This is a genomic window from Alicyclobacillus sacchari (genome assembly GCF_004366795.1).
GTDB classification, from domain to species: domain Bacteria; phylum Bacillota; class Bacilli; order Alicyclobacillales; family Alicyclobacillaceae; genus Alicyclobacillus; species Alicyclobacillus sacchari.
Genome location: NZ_SORF01000018.1, coordinates 1 through 22,718, shown reverse-complemented (window position 1 = coordinate 22,718; position 22,718 = coordinate 1). Strand labels below are relative to the sequence as shown.

Below are 22,718 nucleotides of genomic sequence, written 5' to 3'. Positions count from 1 at the left end.
AACAGGTGCTGAACTTGGAGATGGAGACGGTGGTGTATCACCGTATCGTGAATGCGATGTTCCTCGCGAGCCAGGACGCGGTGGAGGATGTGGTGGCGTCTAGTACGGCGAACGGCCAGCCTATCTTTAACCAGACGGAGGCTGCTCAGACGTTCCAGACGACGCTCGCGAACAACCTCGGACTTGACCCGAACACGCTCCAACCGGTGCCGAATTCGACGTTCCATGTCGCGCCTCGAATTGTGGACGAGGAGTTCTACGACTGGAGCGATACGACATTCCCATACCACTATGTCAACAGCGCGTATGGAATCAACGAGACGCTGGATGTCCCTTCGATGGTCGCGGTGGTACAGTTCACGATGCCGAGCTACGCGGCAAACGTGCAGCCTTTCACGGTAATCGTGCCGGTCGTGCAGAGCTATGCAGGTTCCTGATTGGATGTGATAGACTGGGTACAAGCACCACCTTGGGGGTTCACTCTCTGCCCGTTTCACGGGAGGGGGTGAGGCCATGAGTGTAGCGAGTGCGTTGTCGCTGATGATCCAGTTTGGATCGTTCATCGTCACGTTGCTGACGCTCGTCGTGGCATTGGTTCTTGCCATGAAACGCAAGTAGACCGCCCCCATTGGTTAGCGCCGGTGGGGCGGTCTCTTGCTCGCAAGTGTTTAACTGACGGGCAGGGACACTGCCCAGGCGTCGGTGCCCGAGCGTCGGAGCCGTGAACTCCGGCGCTCTTTTCAGTTTAAGTGTAACACAGGAGATTGATACGTCAATGAAGGCTTTTCATTCAGACCGATGGATGCGGTGTCTAACCTCAACCACAACACCTAAAACTTGTACGTCCTTAGCTGGATAAATCATAGGTTCAATGCAGTGAAGGCACTCACGGCATGCGGCGTGCCCATAGACTTCATTATCTCTGGCATTTACTACACGTTCATCGCCTTCGCTGATCGACGTCCGCGGAGCTTCGCGTATTGCGCGGAGGTCGTGAAGGAGCGCGTTCGTGACGAGCGATATGCGGCATTTTACGTGCTCTTTTCCAGACGACTGATGAATTGGTGAAATATATAAGAATTACATGTACGCCCTTATGGGGACTGATGAGCGCACACGATGGCGCGATGTATCAGGAGATCGGCTCTGCGGCGCTTAACCTGTACCGGATATTATGGTATTCTCTCATGCTCGCAAGTGTATCAAGACGACGAGAATCAAAACGAAGCTGAAGGTGTGATAATTGCTTCGAGCGTTGGAACACCAAATGCGGGTGACTGAACAGGCTGTAGGGCACGGAATGGAGCACGCCATCATTATGGACAGGTTTGGTTTGGCACTTATACAGGAATTGAACAATGTATAACGGATTAGGATCTAATACATGTGTAATGAGTTTTGCTAAGACGGGTGGTGATGGCTGTGAAGATCGAGCAAGAACATGTAAGGGGATATTTGAATTCTGTCATGAAATGTATGGTTGAGCAGTTACAGTTGGACGAGATTAAGGTGCGTGACCGTTTCATGGCTGAAAAGGCATATATCAATGAAATGTTCTTGGACTATGCCGACGTGTATCTTCACGATGATCCGATGCGGATGGCTATGTCTTTTGCTCGGCGTTGGAATCTTATCGCGCCGTCATCCCCAGTTATTATTAGATCAAGTCGCAGTGATGATGTAAATTGACGATACCAAGGAATTCGGAACCGACTTTCCGAATTCCTTTTTTAGTTTACCACTTTGGAGCGTGCGATTGTACAATTGGCAATGGTACAAGCGGCCGAGCCGAACGATGGTACTGTACACGAGCGACGTATTATCGTTTTGTACGATATCCTCTTGTGTGTGGAAACGTTTCCTGATACAATCTCGCCAAGAGGATGAAAACGTTTCCCTATTTCGTCGTAAACGGTGATGCAGTTGGTTACCATCAAGGACGTCGCTAAGCGAGCAGGTGTAGCCGTCTCCACGGTCTCGCGCGTCATCAATCGTAGCGGATACGTCGGAGAAGAGACGCGGCGCAAGGTGCAAAGTGCCATGCGCGAACTCAATTTTCAGCCCAATCGCATTGCTCGTGGGCTGGTCAGTCGGCAGACGTCGACCATTGGCCTTTTGATTCCCGACGTTGCCAACCCATTTTTTGCGGAATTGGCGCGAGGCGTCGAGGACGCGGCGATTGCGCGCGGATATTCGGTGCTGCTGTGTAACTCCGACTGGAATGCGGTGCGTGAGCAGATGTACATGCACTTGCTTCATGGCCGCTGGGTCGATGGTATTGTTGTGGTGGGCAGTCGCAGCGAGGTGGTGGCGATTCGGGAAGCTGCCGATGAGACGCCGATGGTTCTGGTGGATCGCCGCTCGTCGGACTTCGAGTGGGCGGTCTGGACAGACAATCACCTGGGGGCCGTGATGGCCGTGAGGCATCTCTTGGAGATTGGCTGTAGGGACATTATCCATCTTGCGGGGCCAGCTGATTCCCCATCGGCGCAGGAGCGCAGGAGAGGCTATGAGGATGCGATGCGGGCGGCCGGGTTCGCGCCAATTTCCCTGGAGGGGGACTTTCGCTATGCGTCAGGGTTTTCGTTAATTAGCGAACTGATTGCGGCAGGGCGGACACTGGACGCTATTTTCGCGGGCAATGATTTAATGGCCATTGGTGCCATTCAGGCAGCGACCAGGATGGGTGTCGATGTTCCACGAGATCTGGCGATTGTCGGGTATGACAACATTCCATCGGCACACTATGTCAGCCCTTCTCTCACCACGATTGAACAGCCTGCCTATGAGATGGGGAAAACGTCCTTCGAGTTGTTGTACGAGCTGCTGACGAACGAAGAATTGGATTATCAACAACCTATCAAATTTGAACCCAAGCTGATTGTGAGAGAATCCAGCCATCGGCCAATCTGAAACTTAGAGACGTTTGGGTGTCTAGTGTGGAAACGTTACCACATAGGAGGAACAACATGAAACGCAGCGGAGTCCTGCACGGAGAGTTATCGCGTCTGATTGCGGAAGCCGGGCATGGTGATTTGATTGCCATCGCCGACTGTGGCCTCCCCGTCCCACCCCATGTGCCCTTGGTCGATCTCGCGGTCACTCCGGGGGTACCATCATTCGATGATGTGCTGGAGGCGGTGCTCGCCGAACTTGTAGTCGAGGATTTCATAGCGGCCGAGGAGTGGGTCAAGCGAGATCCCGCCCACATGCAGCAGCTGCGGGAGCGTGTCGGGACGAGAGGGACGCTGGTCAGCCACGATAGGCTGAAGAACGCGCTTCAGCGTGCGCGCGCCGTGATACGAACAGGGGAATTCACGCCATACGCCAACGTGATTTTAGTCGCTGGCGTGGCCTTTTGAGAGGGGATGCAACATGTCTCGCCTTGAGATGCGAGCTATTGAGAAGGGGTTCTCCGGCGTTCCGATCCTGCGCAAGGTGGATCTGACCGTTGAAGGCGGGGAGGTTCATGCGCTGCTCGGTGAAAATGGAGCGGGTAAATCCACGTTGATGAAAACGCTCACAGGGATCTATCGAGCGGACTCGGGGGAGATTCTGCTCGATGGAGTTCCCCAGAACTTTCACTCGATTCTCGACTCGCGCAAAGCAGGCATCAACATCATTCATCAGGAGTTGAATCTATTCTCTAACCTGTCCATCGAAGAGAACTTGCTCATCGGCTATGAACAGCCGTTTCGGACGGCAGTCGGCTGGATTCGCTCGCGGAAGCTGCGCGAGCAGACGCGCGAGCTACTGCAGCTCGTCGGGCTTTCGCGCAGCCCGGAGACGCCAGTGTCGGAACTTGGTATCGGCGAACGCCAGCTAGTCGAGATTGCGAAAGCGCTTCAAAGCGACGTGCGCTTTCTGATTATGGACGAACCGACCGCCGCACTGACGGATCAAGAAACGCGGCGCCTGTTCCAGATGATTGACGATCTCAAGCGTCGAGGTGTTGGGATTATCTATATCTCGCATCGGCTTGAGGAACTGTTTGCCATCGCGGATCGCGTAACGGTGCTGCGTGACGGCATGACGGTGGGCACCTATTGCATGCGTGAAGTGGAAGAGGATGTACTCGTCGAGCGCATGGTGGGGCGTAGTGTGGAAAACCGTTACCCGCGCAGCGAGAGTCAGCCGGGCGATGTGATTCTGGAACTGGATCACATCCAGACGCGCCGATTGCATAAGCCGATTTCTCTGACGGTCAGGACAGGGGAGATCGTCGGCATTGGTGGCATGATGGGCGCTGGCCGTACTGAAGTCGCCCGGGCTATCGCCGGTATCGATCGTCTGCTAGGCGGCACAATGCGCCTTAAGGGGCAGTCCGTACAATTCCGGAGTCCGCGTGAAGCCTTGGAGCACGGCGTGGCTCTCGTGACCGAAGACCGGAAAGACGACGGTTTGATTCTTCCATTTGCCGTGCGCCTAAATTTGGCGCTGCCCACATTGGCCGAGCGCCAGCGTCTGGGTTTTGTCGAGCAGCAGCGTGAGCGAGCGTTTGCCGAGGAATGGATCAGGCGGCTCTCAATTCGCGTGCAAGATGCGGATCAGCCGGTGGTCAACCTGAGTGGAGGCAATCAGCAGAAGGTCGTGTTTGCAAAATGGCTGGCGCAGGATCCACAGCTCCTCGTGCTTGACGAGCCGACGCGAGGAGTGGACGTCGGTGCCAAACACGATATTTATCAGCTCATGAACGAGATGAAAGCGCGCGGTAAGGGCATTTTGATGATCTCGTCCGATTTGCCCGAACTTCTTGGCATGAGTGATCGCGTTTACGTGATGCGTGATGGCGCCGTGGTGGGACAATTGATGGGGTCAAACATGGATCAAGAAGTATTTATGGCCTTGGTGGCGCGAAGTCAGGAGGTTGAATCATGAGTTGGTTTCGACGGTATCGTCTGGGTCCGCTCTTGGGGCTCGTCTTGCTTGTCCTTATTTTATCCATAACTTCGCAACAATTTTTGACCGTGAGCAACCTACTGGATGTGTTGCTTCAGACGTCGGTCAACGCGCTGTTGGCGATAGGCATGACCTTTGTCATCCTGACGGCTGGCATTGATCTCTCGGTCGGTTCCACATTGGCGCTCACCTCTGCCCTTGCGGCCGAGTGGATGGTCGGGGGCACGAACCCGTGGTTGGCGGGCATAGCGGCGCTGTGCATCGGCGGGGTGGCGGGAGCCTTCAACGGCGTGCTAGTGGCCTACGCGCGGCTGGCGCCCTTCATCGTCACGTTGGGCACGATGACCCTGTTCCGCGGCTTGACCGAGATTTACACCAATGGGCAGCCGATTTTCAATCTACCCAACTCATTTAATGGTTTGGGTAATGGATCCATACTGAAGATTCCGGTTCCAGTGTGGATTACCATCGTGATGTTTTTCATTGCCTGGGCCGTGTTATCGCGGACGGTGGCAGGGCGGCGCATCTATGCCATTGGCGGCAACGAAAAGGTGGCCTATCTTGCGGGCGTGCGTGCTAAAAGGTATCTGGTCGCGGTGTACGTGGTGAGCGGCATCCTGGCTGCACTTGCAGGTCTGATTCTGACTTCGCGACTTGCGACGGCGGAGCCCACGGCAGGCAATGGCTACGAGCTCGATGCCATCACGGCAGTGGTGCTTGGTGGAACGAGCCTGTTTGGCGGCGAGGGCACCTTGGTGGGGACCATCATCGGCGCGTTGATCCTCGGCGTGATCGACAACGGTCTGAATTTGCTCAATGTCAGCTCGTTTTATCAGGATGCGGTGAAGGGGCTGGTCATCCTCATCGCCATCATGTTGGATCGCAAAAAGTCTGACGGGAGATAAGGTGCTATGGCACCATCTCATAAATTGCACATATTCAAGGGGGTTGTTTGTTATGAAGAAATGGTATGCGACGTTGGTAGCAGGTGCGATTTCGATGGGAGCGGTTGCAGGATGTGGCACTTCCCCAGCGAGTCAATCGAACGCGCAAGCTGCGTTAGGCGGATCCGCGAGTGCGAAAACCATCAAGATCGGCTTTGCCGTGTCGACCCTGAACAATCCGTTCTTTGTCGCGATGTCCAATGGGGTGCAGCAAGAAGCGAAAAAACTCGGCGTGCAAGTGACGGTGCTCAACGGCAACAACGACCCGGCGACGCAGCTCAATCAGGTGGAGGATTTGATTCAGCAGCATGTGAGCGCCATTATCCTGAATCCTGCCGACAGCCAGAGTCTCTCCACTGCCGTGGAACAGGCGAATCGCGCGCACATTCCGGTAGTGACTCTGGACCGCAGCGTTACCAAAGGCAATGTCGCCTGCTTCATCGCCTCCAACAGCGTGGAAGCGGGGAAGATGGCGGCCGATGAATTGATCAAAGCGCTCGGCGGCAAGGGACAGGTTGTAGAACTTCAGGGCGTGATTGGCACCTCGGCCGAGGCTGACCGGGAAAAAGGCTTTGATCAGGAAATCGCGAAGGCCTCGGGCATCAAGGTGGTGGCGCGGCAGACGGCGAGTTTTGACCGCAGCCAGGCCTTGAATGTGATGCAGAACATCCTGCAGGCGCACCCGAATATCCAGGGTGTGTTTGCGCAGAACGACGAAATGGCGCTGGGGGCGTTGAAAGCCATTCAGGCAGCAGGCAAAAAGCATATTAAAATCGTCGGCATTGATGGCGAGAAAGAAGCGGTGGCCGACGTGCATCAGGGATTAATGTATGCTGATATTGCGCAGCAGCCGACGCAGGAAGGCATGCTTGGTGTCGAATACGCGGTGAAGCTGGCGAAGGGTGAGACTGTGCCGAAGCAAGTCAATTCGCCGCTTCACTTGGTGGAGAAAAACACGGCGTTCACGGGTTTCTGATAACGCTGGTCGTATGAGGTGAAATGCGTGGACATCACGGTGGTTGGTAGCTTGAATATGGACATCGTGGCCGTGGTGAACCACATGCCACAGGCTGGTGAGACGGTCAAGGCGGCACAAGCCGCCTTGCACACGGGTGGAAAGGGTGCGAATCAGGCCATCGCGGCCGCGCGCTATGGCGGCCGCGTGTGCATGGTGGGAGCAGTCGGCAATGATACGTTTGCTGGGCCGTTGCGGGAAGCGCTGGAGGCCGCTCATGTGGATGTGGCCGGTGTCATACCCAAGGATGGATCCTCAGGCATGGCGCTCATTACCGTGGAGGCGGACGGTCAGAATCGCATTGTGGTGTGTGACGGCGCCAATGGCCTTTTGACACCGGCGGATGTTGATCACGCCTGTGCAAAGATTCCGTGGCCTATAGGCTCTGCTCTGGTGGTTCAGAACGAGATCCCGCGCGAGACGGTGAGGCAAGCGTTGACCGTTGCCCATCAACGTCAGTGGCGTGTCTTGTGGAATGTTGCACCGGTCGTACCCATGGAAGTAGGTTGGCTTGGCAGGGACGACATTGTCGCCGTGAACGAGTCAGAGGCTTCTCGACTGACGGGTAAGGACGTGGTCGATGTGGAGAGCGCCAGGCTCGCTGCTCAGCGGCTGATGGAGTTTGGACCGGGGATGGTACTCGTGACCCTCGGTGCGCTTGGAAGCGTTGCGGTTTCGCGCGAGTGGGGCACCATGGTCATTCCAGCGCGCGAAGTAATACCGGTGGATACCACAGCCGCAGGGGATACGTTTCTGGGCGTGTTTGCGGCCGACTGGGACGGTGTTTCGTCACCAGAGCCGTCGTTGCAAGTGGCCACGGCCGCGGCTGCGCTTTGCGTTACTCGGTCTGGCGCGCAAAACAGCATTCCGCAGCGCCAAGAGGTCATTACTTTTCTCACATCTTCCGTATGAGTGTGTGAAGTCCACGCAAGGGGTTTGTTGGGGATTCACTCCATGCCCGTTGGACCGGGAGGGATTGGGACTATGACTGTAGCTAGGTACTGGCGTTGATGAAGTTTGGATCGTTTAACGTCATGTTGTGAATGATCGTCAAGGCGTTAGTTCTTACCATAAAACGCAAGAAAACCGCCCTCATTAGGTTCACGCCGATGGGACGGTCTCTTGTTCGCAAGTGTTTAACTGACGGGCAGGGACACTGCCCAGGCGTCGGTGCTGCAGCTCCGGCGCTCTTTTCAGTTTAATTGTAACACAGAGGTGTGATCCTTTGATTGAGTTTTGACCCTATCATTATAATGTATCCTCATCATGAAACCTTTTTAAAGGGGGAAATATCCATGAAGAAAAGTTTTGCTTTGATAAGCTCTGTTGTGGCGGTTTCGACGGTCTTAGCCTTCGGAACAACAGCTTTTGCAGCGACTAAAACTAAATTGATAACCGGAAAGGAAGCAAATCAATCTGTTTTAACGCAAATTGACAGTTTGCAGAAGCAACTTAAGCGCGAACATCGCACGGTTGTTCAAATAAAAGTCGATAACGAACTAACTGTTTATCAAGCAGACGTGAAGAAAGAACAAACTGCTCGTCAAAACATTGAAGCAGCGATTTCAAGCTATGAGAAAGTCGTGAAAGAATACAAGGGGCACGACCATGGGACGATTGTCAAAACGCTTCCAACGGTCACAAAGCTCCTCAATACGGTGAAGAAGGAACTTGAAACGGACCAGACTCTGATTGACCGAGATATTCAAGTGGTCAAACTTGACATTTCCAAGGGTCGTTTGCAAGTAGCTTCCAGTGACCTCATGAAAGCTGAAGCACGTGTCAATCAGTTAACCAATGAATTCAATGTAGCAGCTAAACGATTGAATCATGTGACGACGATGATTAACGCATCTGCAGGTACGACGAGCTCCACTTCGACTTCAGGTACAACAGGGACGAACAGTACAACGGGGACGACATCTTCGTCCACAAGTAATACATCAGGTACATCAAACGCGACAACAACCGCGAATGCAACAGGAAATAGCACTGTGACAACGAGTACGAATTCAACGTCTCTGTCATCGAATACCACAAGTACAACAAACATGGCGACGAATTCGTGATAATACATAGCCAGGGTTTCAATTTTGGAGACCCTGGCTTTATCTACTTTTGAATCGTCTTCTCACCTCGACCACTACACCTATGACATGTACAAGTGTAGCGTCATAGACCATCGGCTCCATGGTCGGGTTGCTTGGCGTCAAAATGCAAATATCGCCTTGGCACTTCACTCGCTTAAGCGTTGCTTCCTCTCCGTTGATTGCCACAACGCAAATATCTTGAGGAGAAAAGTTAGATGTGAACTTGATGATGGCGATATCACCATCAAAGATATAATCACCATTCATGCTGTCGCCGACAACTTCAAGCGCAAACCCCTCATGATTTCCAAGAATATACGAATCAACCAGTATAAATTCCGAGCTGTTGAGAGCCAACATTTCCACTGGTGTTCCTGCTCGAATAGAGCCGAGAACAGGGATAGGTACTTGCCGCTCGTACCAAGTGGAGTCGACAGGTTTTAAGGTGCTGGGTTTGGAAGTAGCCTTATTTGGTTGTTCGCTCAGGACGCCTGCATATAGCAGTAACTCCTCATAAGAAATTTTTAGAGCACTTGCTAACTTTTTCAGGGTATCGGGCTTGGGATTACTTCTTTGATTATTTTCAATCCGCGATATTAATGCCGCGCTTACGCCTGAATATAGTGCTAATTGATTTATCGTCAGATTTCGTTGTTTACGGAGTTCTCGAAGATACTGTCCAAATCGATACACAAATGCACCCACCTGAACCTGTAGTTTAAGTTCAGTGTAGGTGGCACTGTTGACTAAGATAAATAGTTGCTCCTCAAAAATGTTGACAAAAGTCAATGATAGTCATATATTTACTTTTGTCATAGGTAATTAAATCCTAAGGGGGTGAATAAGACCATGATTCATTTAAGAGAGGAATTTATCAAACGCTACCTTCAGGATGTATCTATTCGACAGGTAGCGGAAGATATAGGGGTATCAACTTCAATGATGTATCTTCTCATTCAAAAAAAGAGAAATCCAGGAAATAAGGTAATTTCTAAAATACTCCACTATTATAAACTTCCCTTTGAAGAGGTTTTTTCTACTGAAAGTTGACATCTGTCAATGAATGAGGTGGTAATCGTGCAACAAGAATCTATTCACTTAAAGCGCGTAGTCATCAAAGAAGAGCTTGTTGCGCTCACAGGCGACTATGTTAAGGCGATATTACTTAACCAATTTTTGTACTGGTCGGAGCGAGTAGATGATTTTGATCTATTCATCATGGAAGAGCAGCAACGCGCACGCGATATGGGTGAGGAGTTGAATATTGAACTGCGCCAGGGATGGATTTACAAGAAGGCAGAAGAATTGTCGGAAGAGACCATGCTGCAACTATCGAAAACAGCGATCGGCAATCACCTCAAATCACTTATTGAGGCTGGGTGGATTGAACAACGTCGAAACCCAAGGAACAAAATGGATAAGACGTATCAGTATAGGGTCAACATTGTGAAGGTTCAAAGACATTTAATGCAACTTGGATATTCGTTAGAGGGATATCGGGTACCAATCGATGTTTTTGTCTCTGTTGCGGATGAACTTCGGAGTCCAGAAAATGAACTTCGAAGTCAACTGAATGGACTTCGAAGTGAAGAAAGTGGACTGCGGAGTTTCGAAAGTGAACTTCGGAGTCCATTTCGTGGACAGCAATACCAGAGACTACAGACAGAGATTAAAGATGATGAAGAAGACGAAGATCGCGCGTGCGCACACGCGATCCAAATCGAGGAATCCGAGCGAGACCGACTCACAGATCTGTTGGACTTGCCTGCTGCCATCGCCGTGGCAGAAGAAATCCAGGCGGATACATACGAGACTTCTTTGCCTACCGTAACTCCTCCAAGCGCTTGGACGAATGAGGACGACCCCTACATAACCATCGACCAACGCATGACGATGCACCTGGGACGTCCCTATTTCGCCAAGGGCAACGACTACCGGGCACTCAAGGAACTCACGGCGAGCGGCGTGCCCATGGACTTCATCCTGGCTGGCATTGACTACACTTTCGCCGCGTTCGCCGACCGACGACCGCGGACCTTCGCGTACTGCGCTGAAGTCATCAAGCAGCGCTGGGCGGCCGAGCTTGCCAAGCGCGCGCCGGTCGAGACCGTCAACTGGTCGGAGTATCGGGAAGACTGCGCCAAGCCTCAATCATCGTCGCAACGGACAAGCAGACCACGAACATCCCAATCGATACGCAAGGAGCGTGTCCGTGACGAGCGATACGCGGCATTCTATGCGCTCTTTCCAGACGAATAAGGAGGTGGTGAGAGGTGGAAGGGTACTACACGTACGCACTTATGGGTTCGACGAGTGAGCATATGATGACGTGTGAATTAGCACCCGACACGTTTGTGGAGGTTCTGCGCGGGGTATTGGAGGCAATCGGAGTTCGCTTGGATGACCTTGTGCTGCGGATCTACGTGCAAGAGGGCGCAGGCGGGTGGCAGCTGGTGCACGGTCGCGTCAAGGACAAGCAGGAGGCACAGCAGACATGTCTTTTGCCTATGCCGCCGGAACCGACGTCCGGTGACCCCCACGCGCATGATGACGCGACGAATCAGGAGATTGGGTATGGGGCGCTGAACTTGTACCGGATACTATGGCAGTCTCGCAAGCGTATCAAAGCGACGAGCTTGAAGACGAAGGTGAAGGTACGGCAATCGCTTCGAGCGTTGGAAGACCAAATGCGGGTGATTGAACAGGCCGTGGAGGGTACGGAATGGTGGGATTTGTTCCGGTTGCGGTATCAGCAGGGCAAGAAGCTCGTGGCCTGCGCGATGGAACTGCACATGTCATCGCGGACGCTGAATCGTGAAATCAGCGACATGGCGGTACACGTCGGACGGATGCTTGCCACGGTGCTGAAAGAGCGGGAGCTTGCGGAGTTGATGGAGGCCGCCAAGCGCGTGCCAACGATGCCAAGCCGGATGGGGCGTGTGGTGCGGTTTGAGCAGCGGGCGTTGTGGAACGAGGTGAAAGGGTCGTGAGATGCGAAGGAGGATGAGTCTGGTACATTGAGCGCCCCTGGCGGCTCTAATCAAGGTTCCAGATTTTTAGGTCAGAAAGTCAGTGGCAGCAGATGTACATCTACGGTATACTTTCTCTACAAGATGCTCATACTGCACATGCCAAAGAGGTGAGTGCAGTATGTCAGGGTTAGACGATGGACATACGAAGGAGGGGTCAGAAATGCCACAGACCCTTGCCGAGAAAATTTCCAATTTCAATCAGTCGAATTTTGATGCGTTGTGGGCCAAAGCGCAAAAACTCGAACGGGATGAGAACGGTGTGCTTCTGCTCGATCGAGATAATCCACTTCATCGGGAATGGTATGAAGAAGAGGACTGTTGATGTCGTCTGTTTCTATCGGTGATGTATATTTAGTTTCTGTACGTTATCAGGATGATCCGACCAGTTTCAAGGATCGTCCGGTAGTTGTGGTGGCTATTTCATCGGATTCAGTCATGGTTGTTTGTGCGGCTATCACCAGCGTTGGGCCGCATACTCCTGAGAAGTACTACGATAAATTTAAGTTTGCCATTCAACAGTGGGCAAAAGCAAATCTCACCAAGCCTTCATGGGTCAAAACCCATCCGGCGAACTTGCTTCGATTGCAATCGCAAGACTTAACGAGGCGGATAGGGACTCTACATCCAGATGATCTTTTAGCGCTGATCAATTTTATGATTGAGTCATCAGAGGAATTTTAGTATGACGGGATACAAGGGACTCGGGGTTCATGGCCGGGTCTCTTTTTGTGTCCGCTCAACCTGGCCTAAACTTGGCGCGAAATTGCACGTTCACCGTGCTACGTTGGTGACAGTGGAACGGTCGCACACTTTGGCGCGAAAGTGGCGCGTTCTGCACGTTTGGACGCGCTAAAGTCAGGTTGGAAACGGGCAAGGAGGCGATCCAGCGTGTGCTAAATTGGTCTTGCACTTATTTCATCCAAAGGGAGCGATTCATGATGCGGAAGACCATTGCAGCGATTGTGACGTTGGGGACGGTTTCATCGATGTTGGCGGGCACGGTGTACGCGGCCACAAACACGACGAACGCGACGAGCACGGGCAACACGGCAAATGCGACGGCAAGCGCGACATCGAACACAACAAGCAACGCGCCGACGAACCCCAACGTGCTCACGCAGAAGAGCGCAGTGTACCAGCTGATTGAGGTGTTCAACACGATTCCGAGCTGGCCGAAGGGGTTGCAAGGTGTAGACCCACAAACGCAATCAACTCAGTGGGATTGGAAGTTCAAGCCGATACCGGAGTCGGAGTGGACTGGGTTGGCGTGTGTATTCCCGGGAGACTCGGAGTCGAAGTACGCGGCCGACTTGGGGATTCAGTTGACGAACCCGAACGGACCGGTCACCGCAGGACAACTGGCGCAGTGGATTTTGGATTGGGAAGTGAAGGCGCGCCGCGTGGACATGGCGTGGGAGCCGTCGCAAGACCCGTACACGCTGTTGCAGGACTTCTCGTTCTTCTACGGCACGGACGTGAAGGGGCCGAACAGTATCTTGACCCAGAAGGACATGATGGCGATCCGCAACAACATCGTGGAGGTCAGCCGTGGGTGGCGGCAGTTGGGACGGAATAAGGTCGAGATGTTAGCGCCTTTAGTGGATGCTGAAGACCTTAGCGGCGGATTTTTCTATCTAGCACAAGACCACAGGGATTGGAATGTTGCTGATTGGCCTTCTGTCTACGCAAAAGTGATTCAAATGGTAGACAGCGAGATACTGACTTTTGAACCCAATGGAACGGTTTTGTATAGCTTCAAACGTGACAAAGGATTTGCACCTAGCCTTACTGTAGCTTTTCTAAAGGGTTCAAATCAAAGTTGTTACAGCTATTTCTCAGATTTGACTAGTACAAAGCGCGCGGTGTTGGATAGACCAACTCTACAGCTTATATCGCCGCAGCAGCATCGAGTGAATTTCACCTTTGGAAGTAATGGTTACTGGGGATATATTCAACCGAACGCGAACCAGTTCGCTTTAGAAATATCAGGAGGGATAGCGGACAGTTATACGTCTCCATTCCCTTTAATTAATCAATTATCATATGAATTTGTATTCGGGCATGGAGTTCTAAACAGTGTAACTACCGGAAGTGGACAAATAAATTATCCTACGGAAGTGGAACGATATGGTCAATAGAAAGAAACGAATACTCTTTGTAGGTATAGTTTCTTTAACTTTGCTTTCTATTTGGATAACCTCACAGCAAACTTCGCTGGCAGACATCCAAAACGGAGATCAGATATCGGTTTCCGTAGGTAAAGCGTGGACGAATGGAAACATTCAGACCGGATTTAGCGGTACAGGCGACAACATCGAAATTGGAGGTAATAATTGTTCCACAGCAATATCCGCAATCGAAGTGGCAGACCAGCAAGCTATGAATGGGTATGGACCAGGTGATTATCTATTTACTTCGTCAACAATTATCCCTGGTAATGGGGCTAACCAGGATTGGATTAATCATTTCTTGGTCAATGGTCCCTACGGATTCACCCTTACTGATAACACCAATCCATCAGATTTGTCATCAAGGGTCAAATACTACGCCGGCTCCGACGTCTACACGTTGTCCGGTTGGTACGCGCAGCCGAATCCGTACAGCAACACATACTGGTACGCGCCAGGTCAGTACGTGCACCTGGCGCCGTACGCCAAGCCGTACGTGCGCATAGACAGCGTGCAGAACGGGCAGTCGCTCGTGCCCGGGAGTACGGTCACGGTGACGGATACCAACAACGACCCAAGCGATGATAGCACGGGCAATCCGGACAAAGTGCCTGGTTCGGGCACGCCGTCGGGGCTCATCGCGGTGTGGTACTTCAACAACATGGGCACCTACGTGAACGCGGACGTGGGCCACTCGAACGAGCAGGTCGCGACGTATGGGTTCACGCCATGGCAGGACACGTACATCCCGGCTATTGCGCCGACGAGATCGTTTCAGATCACCGTGCCAAGCGGCGCAAGCGGAAGCGGCATGCTCTACCTGTACTACGTGGATGGCATCGACCGCTATTACGAGGCGTCGTATGCCGTGAAGACGGCCGCGCCCGCCTCACCGCCGAGCGTGACGTTCACGGCAAACCCAACGAGCTTGCCCGCCGGCAAGGGCAGCGTCGTAACGGCGACAGGCAAAAATGTGCCTGCGAATGACTATATCGAGCTCAAGGACGTCAGCGGACTGGACACGATTGCAGGCGAGAATACATACAGCGACGGTGTTTACGGGGAAACGTCGCTGAGTCAGACGGTGTACTCTTCAACGCCTGAAACAGCCAAATATCAAGCGGTGATCATCAACGGAAACACAGGGCATGTGGATGCAACGTCGGGCACGGTGTCCGTCACGTGGACAAGCTCTGGCAACACGGGCGGAACAAACGGGAATGGCGGAAACGGGCCGACCATCACCTTGAGCGCGTCGCCGACGTCGCTGGCGACAGGAAAGTATACTGGCGTCACGGCTATCGCGAGCGGAAATACCTCGGGTGACTTTATTGAAATTTCTGACCTCTCGGGAGCAGGCACGTTCGACGGATCGAACACGTTCGAAGATGGCGTGGTGGGCGAGACGGGGTTAAGTGGACCGGCCGTGAGCCAGACACCGCAGACCGTCACGTATCAGGCGAGCATCATCAACGCGTCGACGGGGCAGACGGTCGCCATGTCGAATCAGGTGCAGGTGACGTGGAATAGTGGTTCGACTGGTTCTGGAAACCCCTATTCTCCTGTCAGTATCACATTAAGTGCGAGTCCAACCAGTCTACAGATTAATCAACCCAGTCAGCTCACAGCGACGGTGAATGGAAATACAACAGGAGATTACATTGAGTTTGTCGATATGGGGAACGGCTACACCCTTCAAGGTGCCAATATATATGCAGATCATTTAATTGGAGAGTCGCAATCTGAAGTAAGTGCCATTAGTACTATTGCGCAAACTGGTTCCTATACAGCTGATGTCATTAATGCCAGTACAGGTGCTATCATCGCGCAATCCAATGAGGTGTTGGTGACATGGACGTTGCCGCAGGAGACGATTTATGTGTCGGCTTCGCCAACTCAGCTGAATTCCGGGCAGTCGACAACCATATCGTATCAAGCTTCAAATTTACAGCCAGGCGATAAAGTTGTGTTGAGTGGTGTTGGAGCAAGTCCTCCATTCGAAGAAATAGACACAGCCTCTACCGGATCTTTTACTGATATGCGTAATCCTGCGAATGGACAGTCGGTCGCGGTCACCTACAGTGCAGAGATTGTGAATGCGGCTGGACAAGTGGTCGCCCATTCGAACTCGGTTGGCGTTACATGGAAGAGCACACCACCTGCAATCACATTAACAGCAGATCGAACATCGAATCAACCGGGAGAATCAGACCATATAACGTATTCCGTGACTGGTACATGGGCACAAGGAGACTATGTCGTCATTCAAGGAACAGGAGGAACGGACGCTTGGAATGTAGCTAACGATCCCAACATGTACGATGTGTATACGGAGACCGAAAATCCAGCATCTGGGCAGACGGTCACCGTGCATTACACAGGCACGGTGTATGACTCAAGTGGCGATGCTTTGAGTACCTCCACACTCGATGTGAACTGGGTGAATGCATGGACGGGCACAATTACGCTGACCGCAAATCCGAAGTATCTGCCAACTGGGCAAAGCACAACGCTGACGGCTACGACTTCGGAACCCATTCCGTCGGGGTGGAGCCTAGTCATCATGGACGAGACCACGGGGCAGACGGTTTCGACGTCGGGCACATCGTCGGAAACGGCACAGTATACATCGTTCGATGCCGAGACCGATACTTTCATCGCTTGGTTGAATGATGGGTATGAGCAGATTGGAACGGAGTCCAACTCGCAAACTGTCGTTTGGACTGGATTATCCCTTAGCGCAAATCCCACCTTGTTACCATCTGGACAAGCGACAACTTTGACAGTTTCCGGGCAGAATGTCCCGAGCGGAGACTATTTGGTGATTGTGAATGAAAGTACAGGGCAGTTAATCGGCTCCAGTTTGTCTACTCCATATACTGTTCAGGTTACGGAGAGTGAACCACAAACAGATAACTTTGTAGCGTATGTTTCAACTAATAGTGGGATTTCGGGGGAGCTTATGCAAAGCAACACGATGTCGGTAGACTGGTATGGGGTTACTCTAACGGCAACGAAGAACAGGTTATTTGTGAATAATTCCACCACCTTGACGGCAACCGCCTTAAATATGCCATCAGGATATGTATTGGAAATTGAAGATTTATCAACTGGGGGGATTATAGCAACAGGTCAACCAGGGCAAATGGTTGTGAGTTCAGTGCAAACACGAAACCAGCCCGAAATGGATCAATACGAAGCTGAGGTTGTACAGCCGGGAAATCCTACAGCGCCAAGCATCAACAACAATGTTGGAAGTATTCCTTTCTGGACATTTACACAAATGCCAGGATATATACCATTATCCGCGTTTAATCAAACAGCCATACCAAGTACCAACTATGCAAGGGATATATGGTTCGCCGTGGGAGGAACGAACGTCCCGAATGGTGTTGGATTTTTTTTAGGGTCCTTCTTTCTCTCTAGTTCTCAAGCTGTGACATTCAACATAAATGGGACGGTTGATGACTATGAGCAGGTTTATGTAGATGGACATGCAATTCTCCAAGCAAAATTTGGGGGTAGTGGACAAGAAGATAAACTGGTTGGTAGTGGAATTCCGGAGTCAACATCGACGACTATACAAATGTCATCTGGGGAGCATCAAGTTGTCATTGAGGGGTTAAATGACAATGGATTTAGTGGAAGCTTCTTTAATCCTGCGGGCGTAAATTTACAGGTTGTAAGCAATGGTGTAGACGTTTTAGATACTTCAGATGCATCACAGTGGATGTCTACGGGCTACATTAGTCAGTTGCCATCCGGATGGTTTTCGGGGGAAGTAGGAACTTGGTCGTGGGAACAGACGTTGTTGCAGGAAAGTTCGGCACAACCTGTATACGAACAACAAACGTTCACTCTAACGACCCCTGCCGCAAATGTGTCGGCTACTTCGACACCTGTCTCGGTCACATGGTACAGTTACGATCTTGGACTGTCAGCGACCCCAACCACACTGCGCGCCGGGCAAGCTACGACGCTTACAGCCACAAGCACCACGGGCGGAGGTCCCGGCGATGTGATAGAGATCTACGATGAGACCACGGGCAAGGTTGTCGGCACGAGCACGCCGAATGCGTCGAGCTATTCCGCGACGTGGACGGAGAGCGCACCGACCACGGATACCTTCATCGCGTGGTTTGTGAATCCATCCGGTGGCCATGACCAGGCGAGCAATACAGTGCAGGTTACGTGGAATCAAGCCAAGCTTACGTTGTCGGACGCAGAGGTCTATCACACGCCCGAGTGGCAACAGAACTTGCAGAACTACAACAACTACTACACGAATGTCGATCCACAGCCGCAACTCGTACGGTCGGAGTCGGACTTCTGGGCGGGTGAAGACCTGCTTTTCAAGGTGAAGCCGTCCATCACGGACATCGCGCAAGCCTACGTGTACTTGCCGGCGATTAGCATGAACCCGATGATGCCGCCGGGTTCACCCATCAATTGGACGTCGCCGCCGCCTATTGCGCTCACGTATAATCCGTCTGACGGGTACTTGGAGGGCGATATCCCAACCGCATGGGATGAGTGGCTCCAGTACATGCAGGACGGGACGTATACGGTGACGTTCTGGGTGAAATCGACGGATAACCAGGTGGCGACCGCACAAGCTTCGTTCACCATACGCGATACGTGGGTGAGCGGAAACGATCCAGGTACGTACTTCCATGAACATCAGACGTGGTGATAGAGGCCGCCTTCGGGCGGCTTTTTCGTGCACCAGATTGGCGTAAAGTTGGCGCGTGTTATTGCGCAGAGATGATAGAGTCATCTTTGGAAGGAGCGGATGTGCAAGATGTGGACAAAACGGTGGACAGGATTTCTTGCCGCTTCAGCGCTCGCGGCGACGATTTCGGGGTGCGGGACGATACCGCATGCGACGTCACAGACATCTTCGAGCTCTATCACCACGCCATCCGTGCATGCGGTGATGGATAGGCTTCCAGGTAATCTCCAAGCGAAGCTGATCGGATTTGACGCGCGCAAGAAGCGAGTTAGCCATTTGCCGATCGCGGTGAAGGGCTCAAATGTGCTGTACATTTCACCGATGGAGCAATATGCGATTCAGCAGTTTCATCAGATTTGGCCACGCCTGAAGGTGTATCCCGTGGTGGTATGGACGGGTGTGACCAAGACGCAAGCGGAGACGATCTGGCGAAAGGAGGGGTATCCGAGCGATCCTCTTCCGTCTGCGCAAACAGAATACGTGCCGCAGACCATTCCCACGCCAGATGCGTATCACCGTGACGGCAAGGCTTGGAAGGAGGTGCCGGGGATTTTGCCCGTATCACAACAGGAGGACTGGGTGACATTTTTTCATTGAATCTGCGTTTGAATAAGAAATTCTCCTATTGTTTATCGACACATGATGGAGGCTCTGATAGGGTCTGAGCAGGGATTAGGTACAGTGTATGAAAAAGAGACAGGGGGCGGTGCGGGCCGTCCCCTATAATTTTGGCGTGATTCGCGGAATGACGGGGCGCTTGCCTATCGAAGAGGTTTCGAGATTTACTTGGGAATCAGACTGAGGAGTGGAGGACGAAGGCACTCTATCATGAGTTGGTGTTTGTTGTCTTAACCCACCCTCGCCCCGCATTTCCGCTTCAGCTTGAATACCGAGTAAAATGAGTTGCCGGACACGCTCAGCGCGCCGGCGTTTGGGTGTTTGCTCAATGACATCGGAGATTTCGCGGTCATATTCGTCGTCATAGGAGAGGACGTATCTGCGAATCGTCATGATTCCTCATGCTCCTGTGCTAAAACGTATTTATAGAGCCCTCTTGCGACGGCCAATTGTGGTTCTAATGCAATTCGAATACTTGGAAGCCAACTCAAAAAGTAGTTGCGAAACGCTTCGCCTGACCCGCCTGCCAGAATGACTCTACCAAAGCTTGAACGATCAGGATACGCATATTGAATGCCCTGTTGCATTCGGTCCCATACCTGTTGCATGGCTCGCTCGCGAAGTACGGTAATGTTCATCCGATGTGCGCCGTACTCAAACCAGAATTCTTGTGCGCCGTCTTGTGCACGCAATTGAGCCTCCAAATCGTACGCAGTTGCGTACACTTTCGGCTCTTCGCGACGGATTTCCTCCAGAATAATTTGATACACATCGTTGAGGCCAGCTGGAATACTAGCTTGCTTCGACAGCTCCAACTGATGAATCTCGCTCAAATCAAGCGTACCAGAGCCACTGTCAATGACCAGTACATCTTGCTTTTCAAGCTCGTCATCTTCCACAAGGCCGTCCTGATCTAGATATGCGTCGAGGAAAACAGCAAAGGGCTGCGGAATGACCTCCAAGCGTTTAATCATGACAACCACTTGCTCGCCATTCTTGGCTCCGGTGATGGGTTCGGAGAACCAGCGTTGCATGATTTCAACGGTGCGCGTGGTGAAGTCCTCTGACGGTGTGCCGCATGCAACGGCGACTTCGATCACCCCGGTTCGTCCGGTGCGTGTCGCTGCGTCGAGTAGTGCCAGTTTCGCTAGTGTCTCAAACTGCCGACTAGCGTAACGCTGTTCGCGGTCATACGCGCCGATCGGGGTGCTGTGCATGACGTAGACATTCTCGTAGCCTAGAACAAAGTGTTCGCCACCAAACGCGAACACGTCTGCTTTGTTGGGTGCCGTCTTGCCGGGTACAGACAACACCTGCCTTGTTAAGTCCACACGCCCATACACCGAGGGCATGGTGTCTTGGACAAGCGTGTCCCCGTCTCGCACGAACAAGCCGATACTTCCGTTTCCGACGTCCAAACCGATGGTCAACATTCCGCATACCTCCGTTGTGCATTCATGCATAATCAAGACACATTATATCACACATGAATGTGCAAACAGGGCGATATTATGCGTAAATGACCATTCAAGCATACTGAGATAACATTCATGCATAAAAGTAAATGGCGTTTGATGAATCAAGTAGTAAATAAGCATCATGTATGGTTACTCAGTATGAATAAAGAGTTTATTGTAACTTGAAGTGGAATCCATGAATAATCAAGTGGCATTCAATATGCACGTGGGCAACGCGGTCAACTTTGGCGTAAAGATGGCGCGTTCCATACGTGAGGTGATGATACGGTCAAGATGAGGAGGGATGAAGCATGGCAAGAGGAATGCATCCTGTCACGAAGCTTAATTTGGAGATGATGAAGAATTCGAAAGACCCGTTGGATGTACTTCGGCAATGGCACATTCTCATAAATGCAGTATTTGATACTCTTCTTGATTTGACGGCGGAGGATGACCGGTATCCTGTCACGGAGTATCTGGGTGGTATTGAGGAAGTCAACGCGCGTGTTGAGGAATTTCTGTGGGAAGAAGCAGCGTCACGGCTTGCGCATTACAACCCGGCTTCGAATCTCGTGGAATTCGACCATCTGCCCGAAAATCTCAAACTCAAGCCGATGAAGGGCGGATTTGCAATTCAAAATGTTCCGGTTTGGATGTTGGGACATGGCGCGATGAAGAAGTTTCATCCGGCCTATCATCGAGACCGTCCGTATGTACGGAAACGTCAGTTGTGGTTTTGGCTCATTCATAAGCTCAAGACGGACTATCTCACGTACGTGAGGTACTGGGAGAACAGCCTGATTCCGAAGGAACCGCCGCAATATGCACGAATGCTCGTTCGGTTTGAAACGCCGCCGGAACATTGGATGATCAAAGATTTGGACAAGTATATTCAGTCGATTCACGTGGTCATCAATAGCCTTCGGGATAACGCACTGATTCGGAGCGACCGTCCTCGCTACTTTTCGTACGCAGTGGAATGGCGTGAATCGATGGACGAAGGGGCTCAGGAGCCTCTGTGCAGTTTCTATGTCTGGACGTCAGCAAACTCGTTTCCTACGTGGGATGAGCCCGAGGTCATTGAGCAGACTGAGTTCCGCATACCGTTAGTGCCGCCAAAAGTCACGTCTGAGGATGATTGTCCTGTGTGTGGAAGAAAATTGGTGATTAAGCTCGATAACGAAATCTGCACAAAATGGATCTGCAATCACTGTCTCTATGAGCGGCGAAGACGAAAATGAGGATCTCTACGTGGCTGTTTGCACATTGCATCATTTGATTGTCAGCGATAAAAACGCAAATTTAATTCGCAAACAGTCACCAAGGCGATAAAAAAGTCTTGTCTACCAAGCGATTTCGATGTTTCTCTCGAAGAAAAGGGCTAGGGAGATTATAGCGAGGGGAGCTTTAGAGGCCGGAACCCGTTCAGGGTTTCGGGGGCTAAAGCTCCCAAGCGCGAACAGGCACCTAGCCCGCGATGAACACTCGAACTGGAAGGAGACATGCGGATGACAAAGCGCGGAGCAGCAGAGTGGGAGGCACTGGCAGAGGTTCGGTCGGTCGAACTGGCACGCGCGTTGGTGCGGATGGGCGTGATGATTCACGGGCAGGCGGCGCGTTTGTTACGGATACCGTGGCAGACAGCGAAGGATTTGACGACGCACAGGTGGGACATGTTCGAGGTGCAGTACAAGGTGCCGAAGCATGTGACGAGCGGCCGATACGTCGTGCCAGGGAACCGAATCATGTCGTTGTTACGTCTG

The 22,718-nt window shown here is 52.1% G+C and carries 23 protein-coding genes and 1 pseudogene; 21 read left to right on the top strand and 3 right to left on the bottom strand.

The annotated features are described in order from the left end of the window. The 11 genes from C7445_RS13080 to C7445_RS13025 all read left to right on the top strand — a co-directional run. Window positions 1–437, top strand: a 437-nt coding sequence (locus tag C7445_RS13080; RefSeq protein ID WP_134161006.1) for a hypothetical protein, incomplete at its 5' end; no start/stop codon positions are given. A 76-nt stretch (window positions 438–513) separates the two neighbouring features. Beyond that, window positions 514–618: a putative holin-like toxin gene (locus tag C7445_RS13075; RefSeq protein ID WP_100218543.1), complete on the top strand. Its 105-nt coding sequence runs from the start codon at window positions 514–516 to the stop codon at window positions 616–618. A 258-nt stretch (window positions 619–876) separates the two neighbouring features. Beyond that, window positions 877–1,068: a hypothetical protein gene (locus C7445_RS13070; protein WP_243835189.1), complete on the top strand. Its 192-nt coding sequence runs from the start codon at window positions 877–879 to the stop codon at window positions 1,066–1,068. 354 nt (window positions 1,069–1,422) lie between these two features. Next, window positions 1,423–1,689, top strand: a complete 267-nt coding sequence (locus C7445_RS13060) for a hypothetical protein (protein WP_134161004.1) — start codon at window positions 1,423–1,425, stop codon at window positions 1,687–1,689. 234 nt (window positions 1,690–1,923) lie between these two features. Then, entirely contained in the window at window positions 1,924–2,913 is a 990-nt protein-coding gene (locus C7445_RS13055) for a LacI family DNA-binding transcriptional regulator (protein WP_134161002.1), read from the top strand. A 56-nt stretch (window positions 2,914–2,969) separates the two neighbouring features. Beyond that, a complete protein-coding gene (gene rbsD / locus C7445_RS13050; protein ID WP_134161000.1) occupies window positions 2,970–3,362 on the top strand; it encodes a D-ribose pyranase in 393 nt (130 codons plus the stop codon). A gap of 13 nt (window positions 3,363–3,375) precedes the next feature. Continuing rightward, window positions 3,376–4,878 carry a sugar ABC transporter ATP-binding protein gene (locus C7445_RS13045; protein WP_134160998.1) on the top strand — a complete coding sequence of 501 codons (1,503 nt, stop codon included), beginning with the start codon at window positions 3,376–3,378 and terminating at the stop codon, window positions 4,876–4,878. Further along, a complete protein-coding gene (locus tag C7445_RS13040; protein ID WP_134160996.1) occupies window positions 4,875–5,804 on the top strand; it encodes an ABC transporter permease in 930 nt (309 codons plus the stop codon). The genes C7445_RS13045 and C7445_RS13040 overlap by 4 nt, the downstream gene beginning before the upstream one ends. Window positions 5,805–5,856: 52 nt before the next feature. Further along, window positions 5,857–6,819: a D-ribose ABC transporter substrate-binding protein gene (locus tag C7445_RS13035; protein WP_134160994.1), complete on the top strand. Its 963-nt coding sequence runs from the start codon at window positions 5,857–5,859 to the stop codon at window positions 6,817–6,819. A 27-nt stretch (window positions 6,820–6,846) separates the two neighbouring features. Continuing rightward, window positions 6,847–7,770: a ribokinase gene (locus C7445_RS13030; protein WP_134160993.1), complete on the top strand. Its 924-nt coding sequence runs from the start codon at window positions 6,847–6,849 to the stop codon at window positions 7,768–7,770. A 383-nt stretch (window positions 7,771–8,153) separates the two neighbouring features. Next, a complete protein-coding gene (locus tag C7445_RS13025) occupies window positions 8,154–8,927 on the top strand; it encodes a hypothetical protein (RefSeq protein WP_134160991.1) in 774 nt (257 codons plus the stop codon). Window positions 8,928–8,966: 39 nt separating this feature from the next. Here the strand turns inward: C7445_RS13025 and C7445_RS14925 are convergent, their stop codons facing one another. After that, window positions 8,967–9,641, bottom strand: coding sequence for a S24 family peptidase (locus C7445_RS14925; RefSeq protein ID WP_134160989.1), 675 nt, complete (start codon window positions 9,639–9,641; stop codon window positions 8,967–8,969). A gap of 156 nt (window positions 9,642–9,797) precedes the next feature. On the opposite strand from C7445_RS14925, the gene C7445_RS13015 reads away from it, so the two are divergent. The 8 genes from C7445_RS13015 to C7445_RS12985 all read left to right on the top strand — a co-directional run bounded on the left by C7445_RS13015 (window position 9,798) and on the right by C7445_RS12985 (window position 19,477). Next, complete coding sequence (locus C7445_RS13015; RefSeq protein WP_134160987.1) at window positions 9,798–9,998, top strand: helix-turn-helix domain-containing protein; 201 nt, start codon at window positions 9,798–9,800, stop codon at window positions 9,996–9,998. 27 nt (window positions 9,999–10,025) lie between these two features. Further along, window positions 10,026–11,207, top strand: a complete 1,182-nt coding sequence (locus tag C7445_RS13010) for a helix-turn-helix domain-containing protein (protein ID WP_134160985.1) — start codon at window positions 10,026–10,028, stop codon at window positions 11,205–11,207. Between the two features lie 14 nt (window positions 11,208–11,221). Next, a complete protein-coding gene (locus C7445_RS13005; protein ID WP_134160983.1) occupies window positions 11,222–11,938 on the top strand; it encodes a hypothetical protein in 717 nt (238 codons plus the stop codon). 202 nt (window positions 11,939–12,140) lie between these two features. After that, window positions 12,141–12,302, top strand: coding sequence for a hypothetical protein (locus C7445_RS14690; RefSeq protein ID WP_166669148.1), 162 nt, complete (start codon window positions 12,141–12,143; stop codon window positions 12,300–12,302). Then, a complete protein-coding gene (locus C7445_RS13000) occupies window positions 12,302–12,661 on the top strand; it encodes a type II toxin-antitoxin system PemK/MazF family toxin (protein WP_134160981.1) in 360 nt (119 codons plus the stop codon). The genes C7445_RS14690 and C7445_RS13000 overlap by 1 nt, the downstream gene beginning before the upstream one ends. A 257-nt stretch (window positions 12,662–12,918) precedes the next feature. After that, entirely contained in the window at window positions 12,919–14,118 is a 1,200-nt protein-coding gene (locus C7445_RS12995) for a hypothetical protein (protein WP_243835188.1), read from the top strand. 331 nt (window positions 14,119–14,449) lie between these two features. After that, window positions 14,450–18,841 carry a hypothetical protein gene (locus C7445_RS12990; protein ID WP_243835187.1) on the top strand — a complete coding sequence of 1,464 codons (4,392 nt, stop codon included), beginning with the start codon at window positions 14,450–14,452 and terminating at the stop codon, window positions 18,839–18,841. Between the two features lie 108 nt (window positions 18,842–18,949). After that, complete coding sequence (locus C7445_RS12985) at window positions 18,950–19,477, top strand: hypothetical protein (protein ID WP_040288098.1); 528 nt, start codon at window positions 18,950–18,952, stop codon at window positions 19,475–19,477. A gap of 123 nt (window positions 19,478–19,600) precedes the next feature. On the opposite strand, the gene C7445_RS12980 is transcribed toward C7445_RS12985, so the two are convergent. Then, entirely contained in the window at window positions 19,601–19,891 is a 291-nt protein-coding gene (locus C7445_RS12980) for a hypothetical protein (RefSeq protein WP_040289351.1), read from the bottom strand. Then, window positions 19,888–20,931: a ParM/StbA family protein gene (locus C7445_RS12975; protein ID WP_006446795.1), complete on the bottom strand. Its 1,044-nt coding sequence runs from the start codon at window positions 20,929–20,931 to the stop codon at window positions 19,888–19,890. Before C7445_RS12975 ends, C7445_RS12980 begins: the two co-directional genes overlap by 4 nt. A 335-nt stretch (window positions 20,932–21,266) precedes the next feature. On the opposite strand from C7445_RS12975, the gene C7445_RS12970 reads away from it, so the two are divergent. Both C7445_RS12970 and C7445_RS12965 read left to right on the top strand, forming a co-directional pair. Further along, window positions 21,267–22,196 (top strand): hypothetical protein, encoded by a 930-nt coding sequence (locus tag C7445_RS12970; protein ID WP_134160975.1) that lies wholly within the window; start codon window positions 21,267–21,269, stop codon window positions 22,194–22,196. A gap of 267 nt (window positions 22,197–22,463) precedes the next feature. Further along, window positions 22,464–22,718, top strand: a pseudogene (locus C7445_RS12965) (hypothetical protein); the annotation flags it as partial.

Bases quoted from the DNA above. Each gene is read 5' to 3' on its own strand.
- C7445_RS13040 (WP_134160996.1), top strand. From the start codon at position 4,875: ATGAGTTGGTTTCGACGGTATCGTCTGGGTCCGCTCTTGGGGCTCGTC.
- C7445_RS13015 (WP_134160987.1), top strand. From the start codon at position 9,798: ATGATTCATTTAAGAGAGGAATTTATCAAACGCTACCTTCAGGATGTA.
- C7445_RS12970 (WP_134160975.1), top strand. From the start codon at position 21,267: ATGGCAAGAGGAATGCATCCTGTCACGAAGCTTAATTTGGAGATGATG.
- C7445_RS12995 (WP_243835188.1), top strand. From the start codon at position 12,919: ATGCGGAAGACCATTGCAGCGATTGTGACGTTGGGGACGGTTTCATCG.
- C7445_RS13025 (WP_134160991.1), top strand. From the start codon at position 8,154: ATGAAGAAAAGTTTTGCTTTGATAAGCTCTGTTGTGGCGGTTTCGACG.
- C7445_RS12975 (WP_006446795.1), bottom strand. From the start codon at position 20,931: ATGTTGACCATCGGTTTGGACGTCGGAAACGGAAGTATCGGCTTGTTC.
- C7445_RS13075 (WP_100218543.1), top strand. From the start codon at position 514: ATGAGTGTAGCGAGTGCGTTGTCGCTGATGATCCAGTTTGGATCGTTC.
- C7445_RS13035 (WP_134160994.1), top strand. From the start codon at position 5,857: ATGAAGAAATGGTATGCGACGTTGGTAGCAGGTGCGATTTCGATGGGA.
- C7445_RS14690 (WP_166669148.1), top strand. From the start codon at position 12,141: ATGCCACAGACCCTTGCCGAGAAAATTTCCAATTTCAATCAGTCGAAT.
- C7445_RS12985 (WP_040288098.1), top strand. From the start codon at position 18,950: ATGTGGACAAAACGGTGGACAGGATTTCTTGCCGCTTCAGCGCTCGCG.
- C7445_RS13000 (WP_134160981.1), top strand. From the start codon at position 12,302: ATGTCGTCTGTTTCTATCGGTGATGTATATTTAGTTTCTGTACGTTAT.
- C7445_RS12980 (WP_040289351.1), bottom strand. From the start codon at position 19,891: ATGACGATTCGCAGATACGTCCTCTCCTATGACGACGAATATGACCGC.
- C7445_RS13045 (WP_134160998.1), top strand. From the start codon at position 3,376: ATGTCTCGCCTTGAGATGCGAGCTATTGAGAAGGGGTTCTCCGGCGTT.
- rbsD (WP_134161000.1), top strand. From the start codon at position 2,970: ATGAAACGCAGCGGAGTCCTGCACGGAGAGTTATCGCGTCTGATTGCG.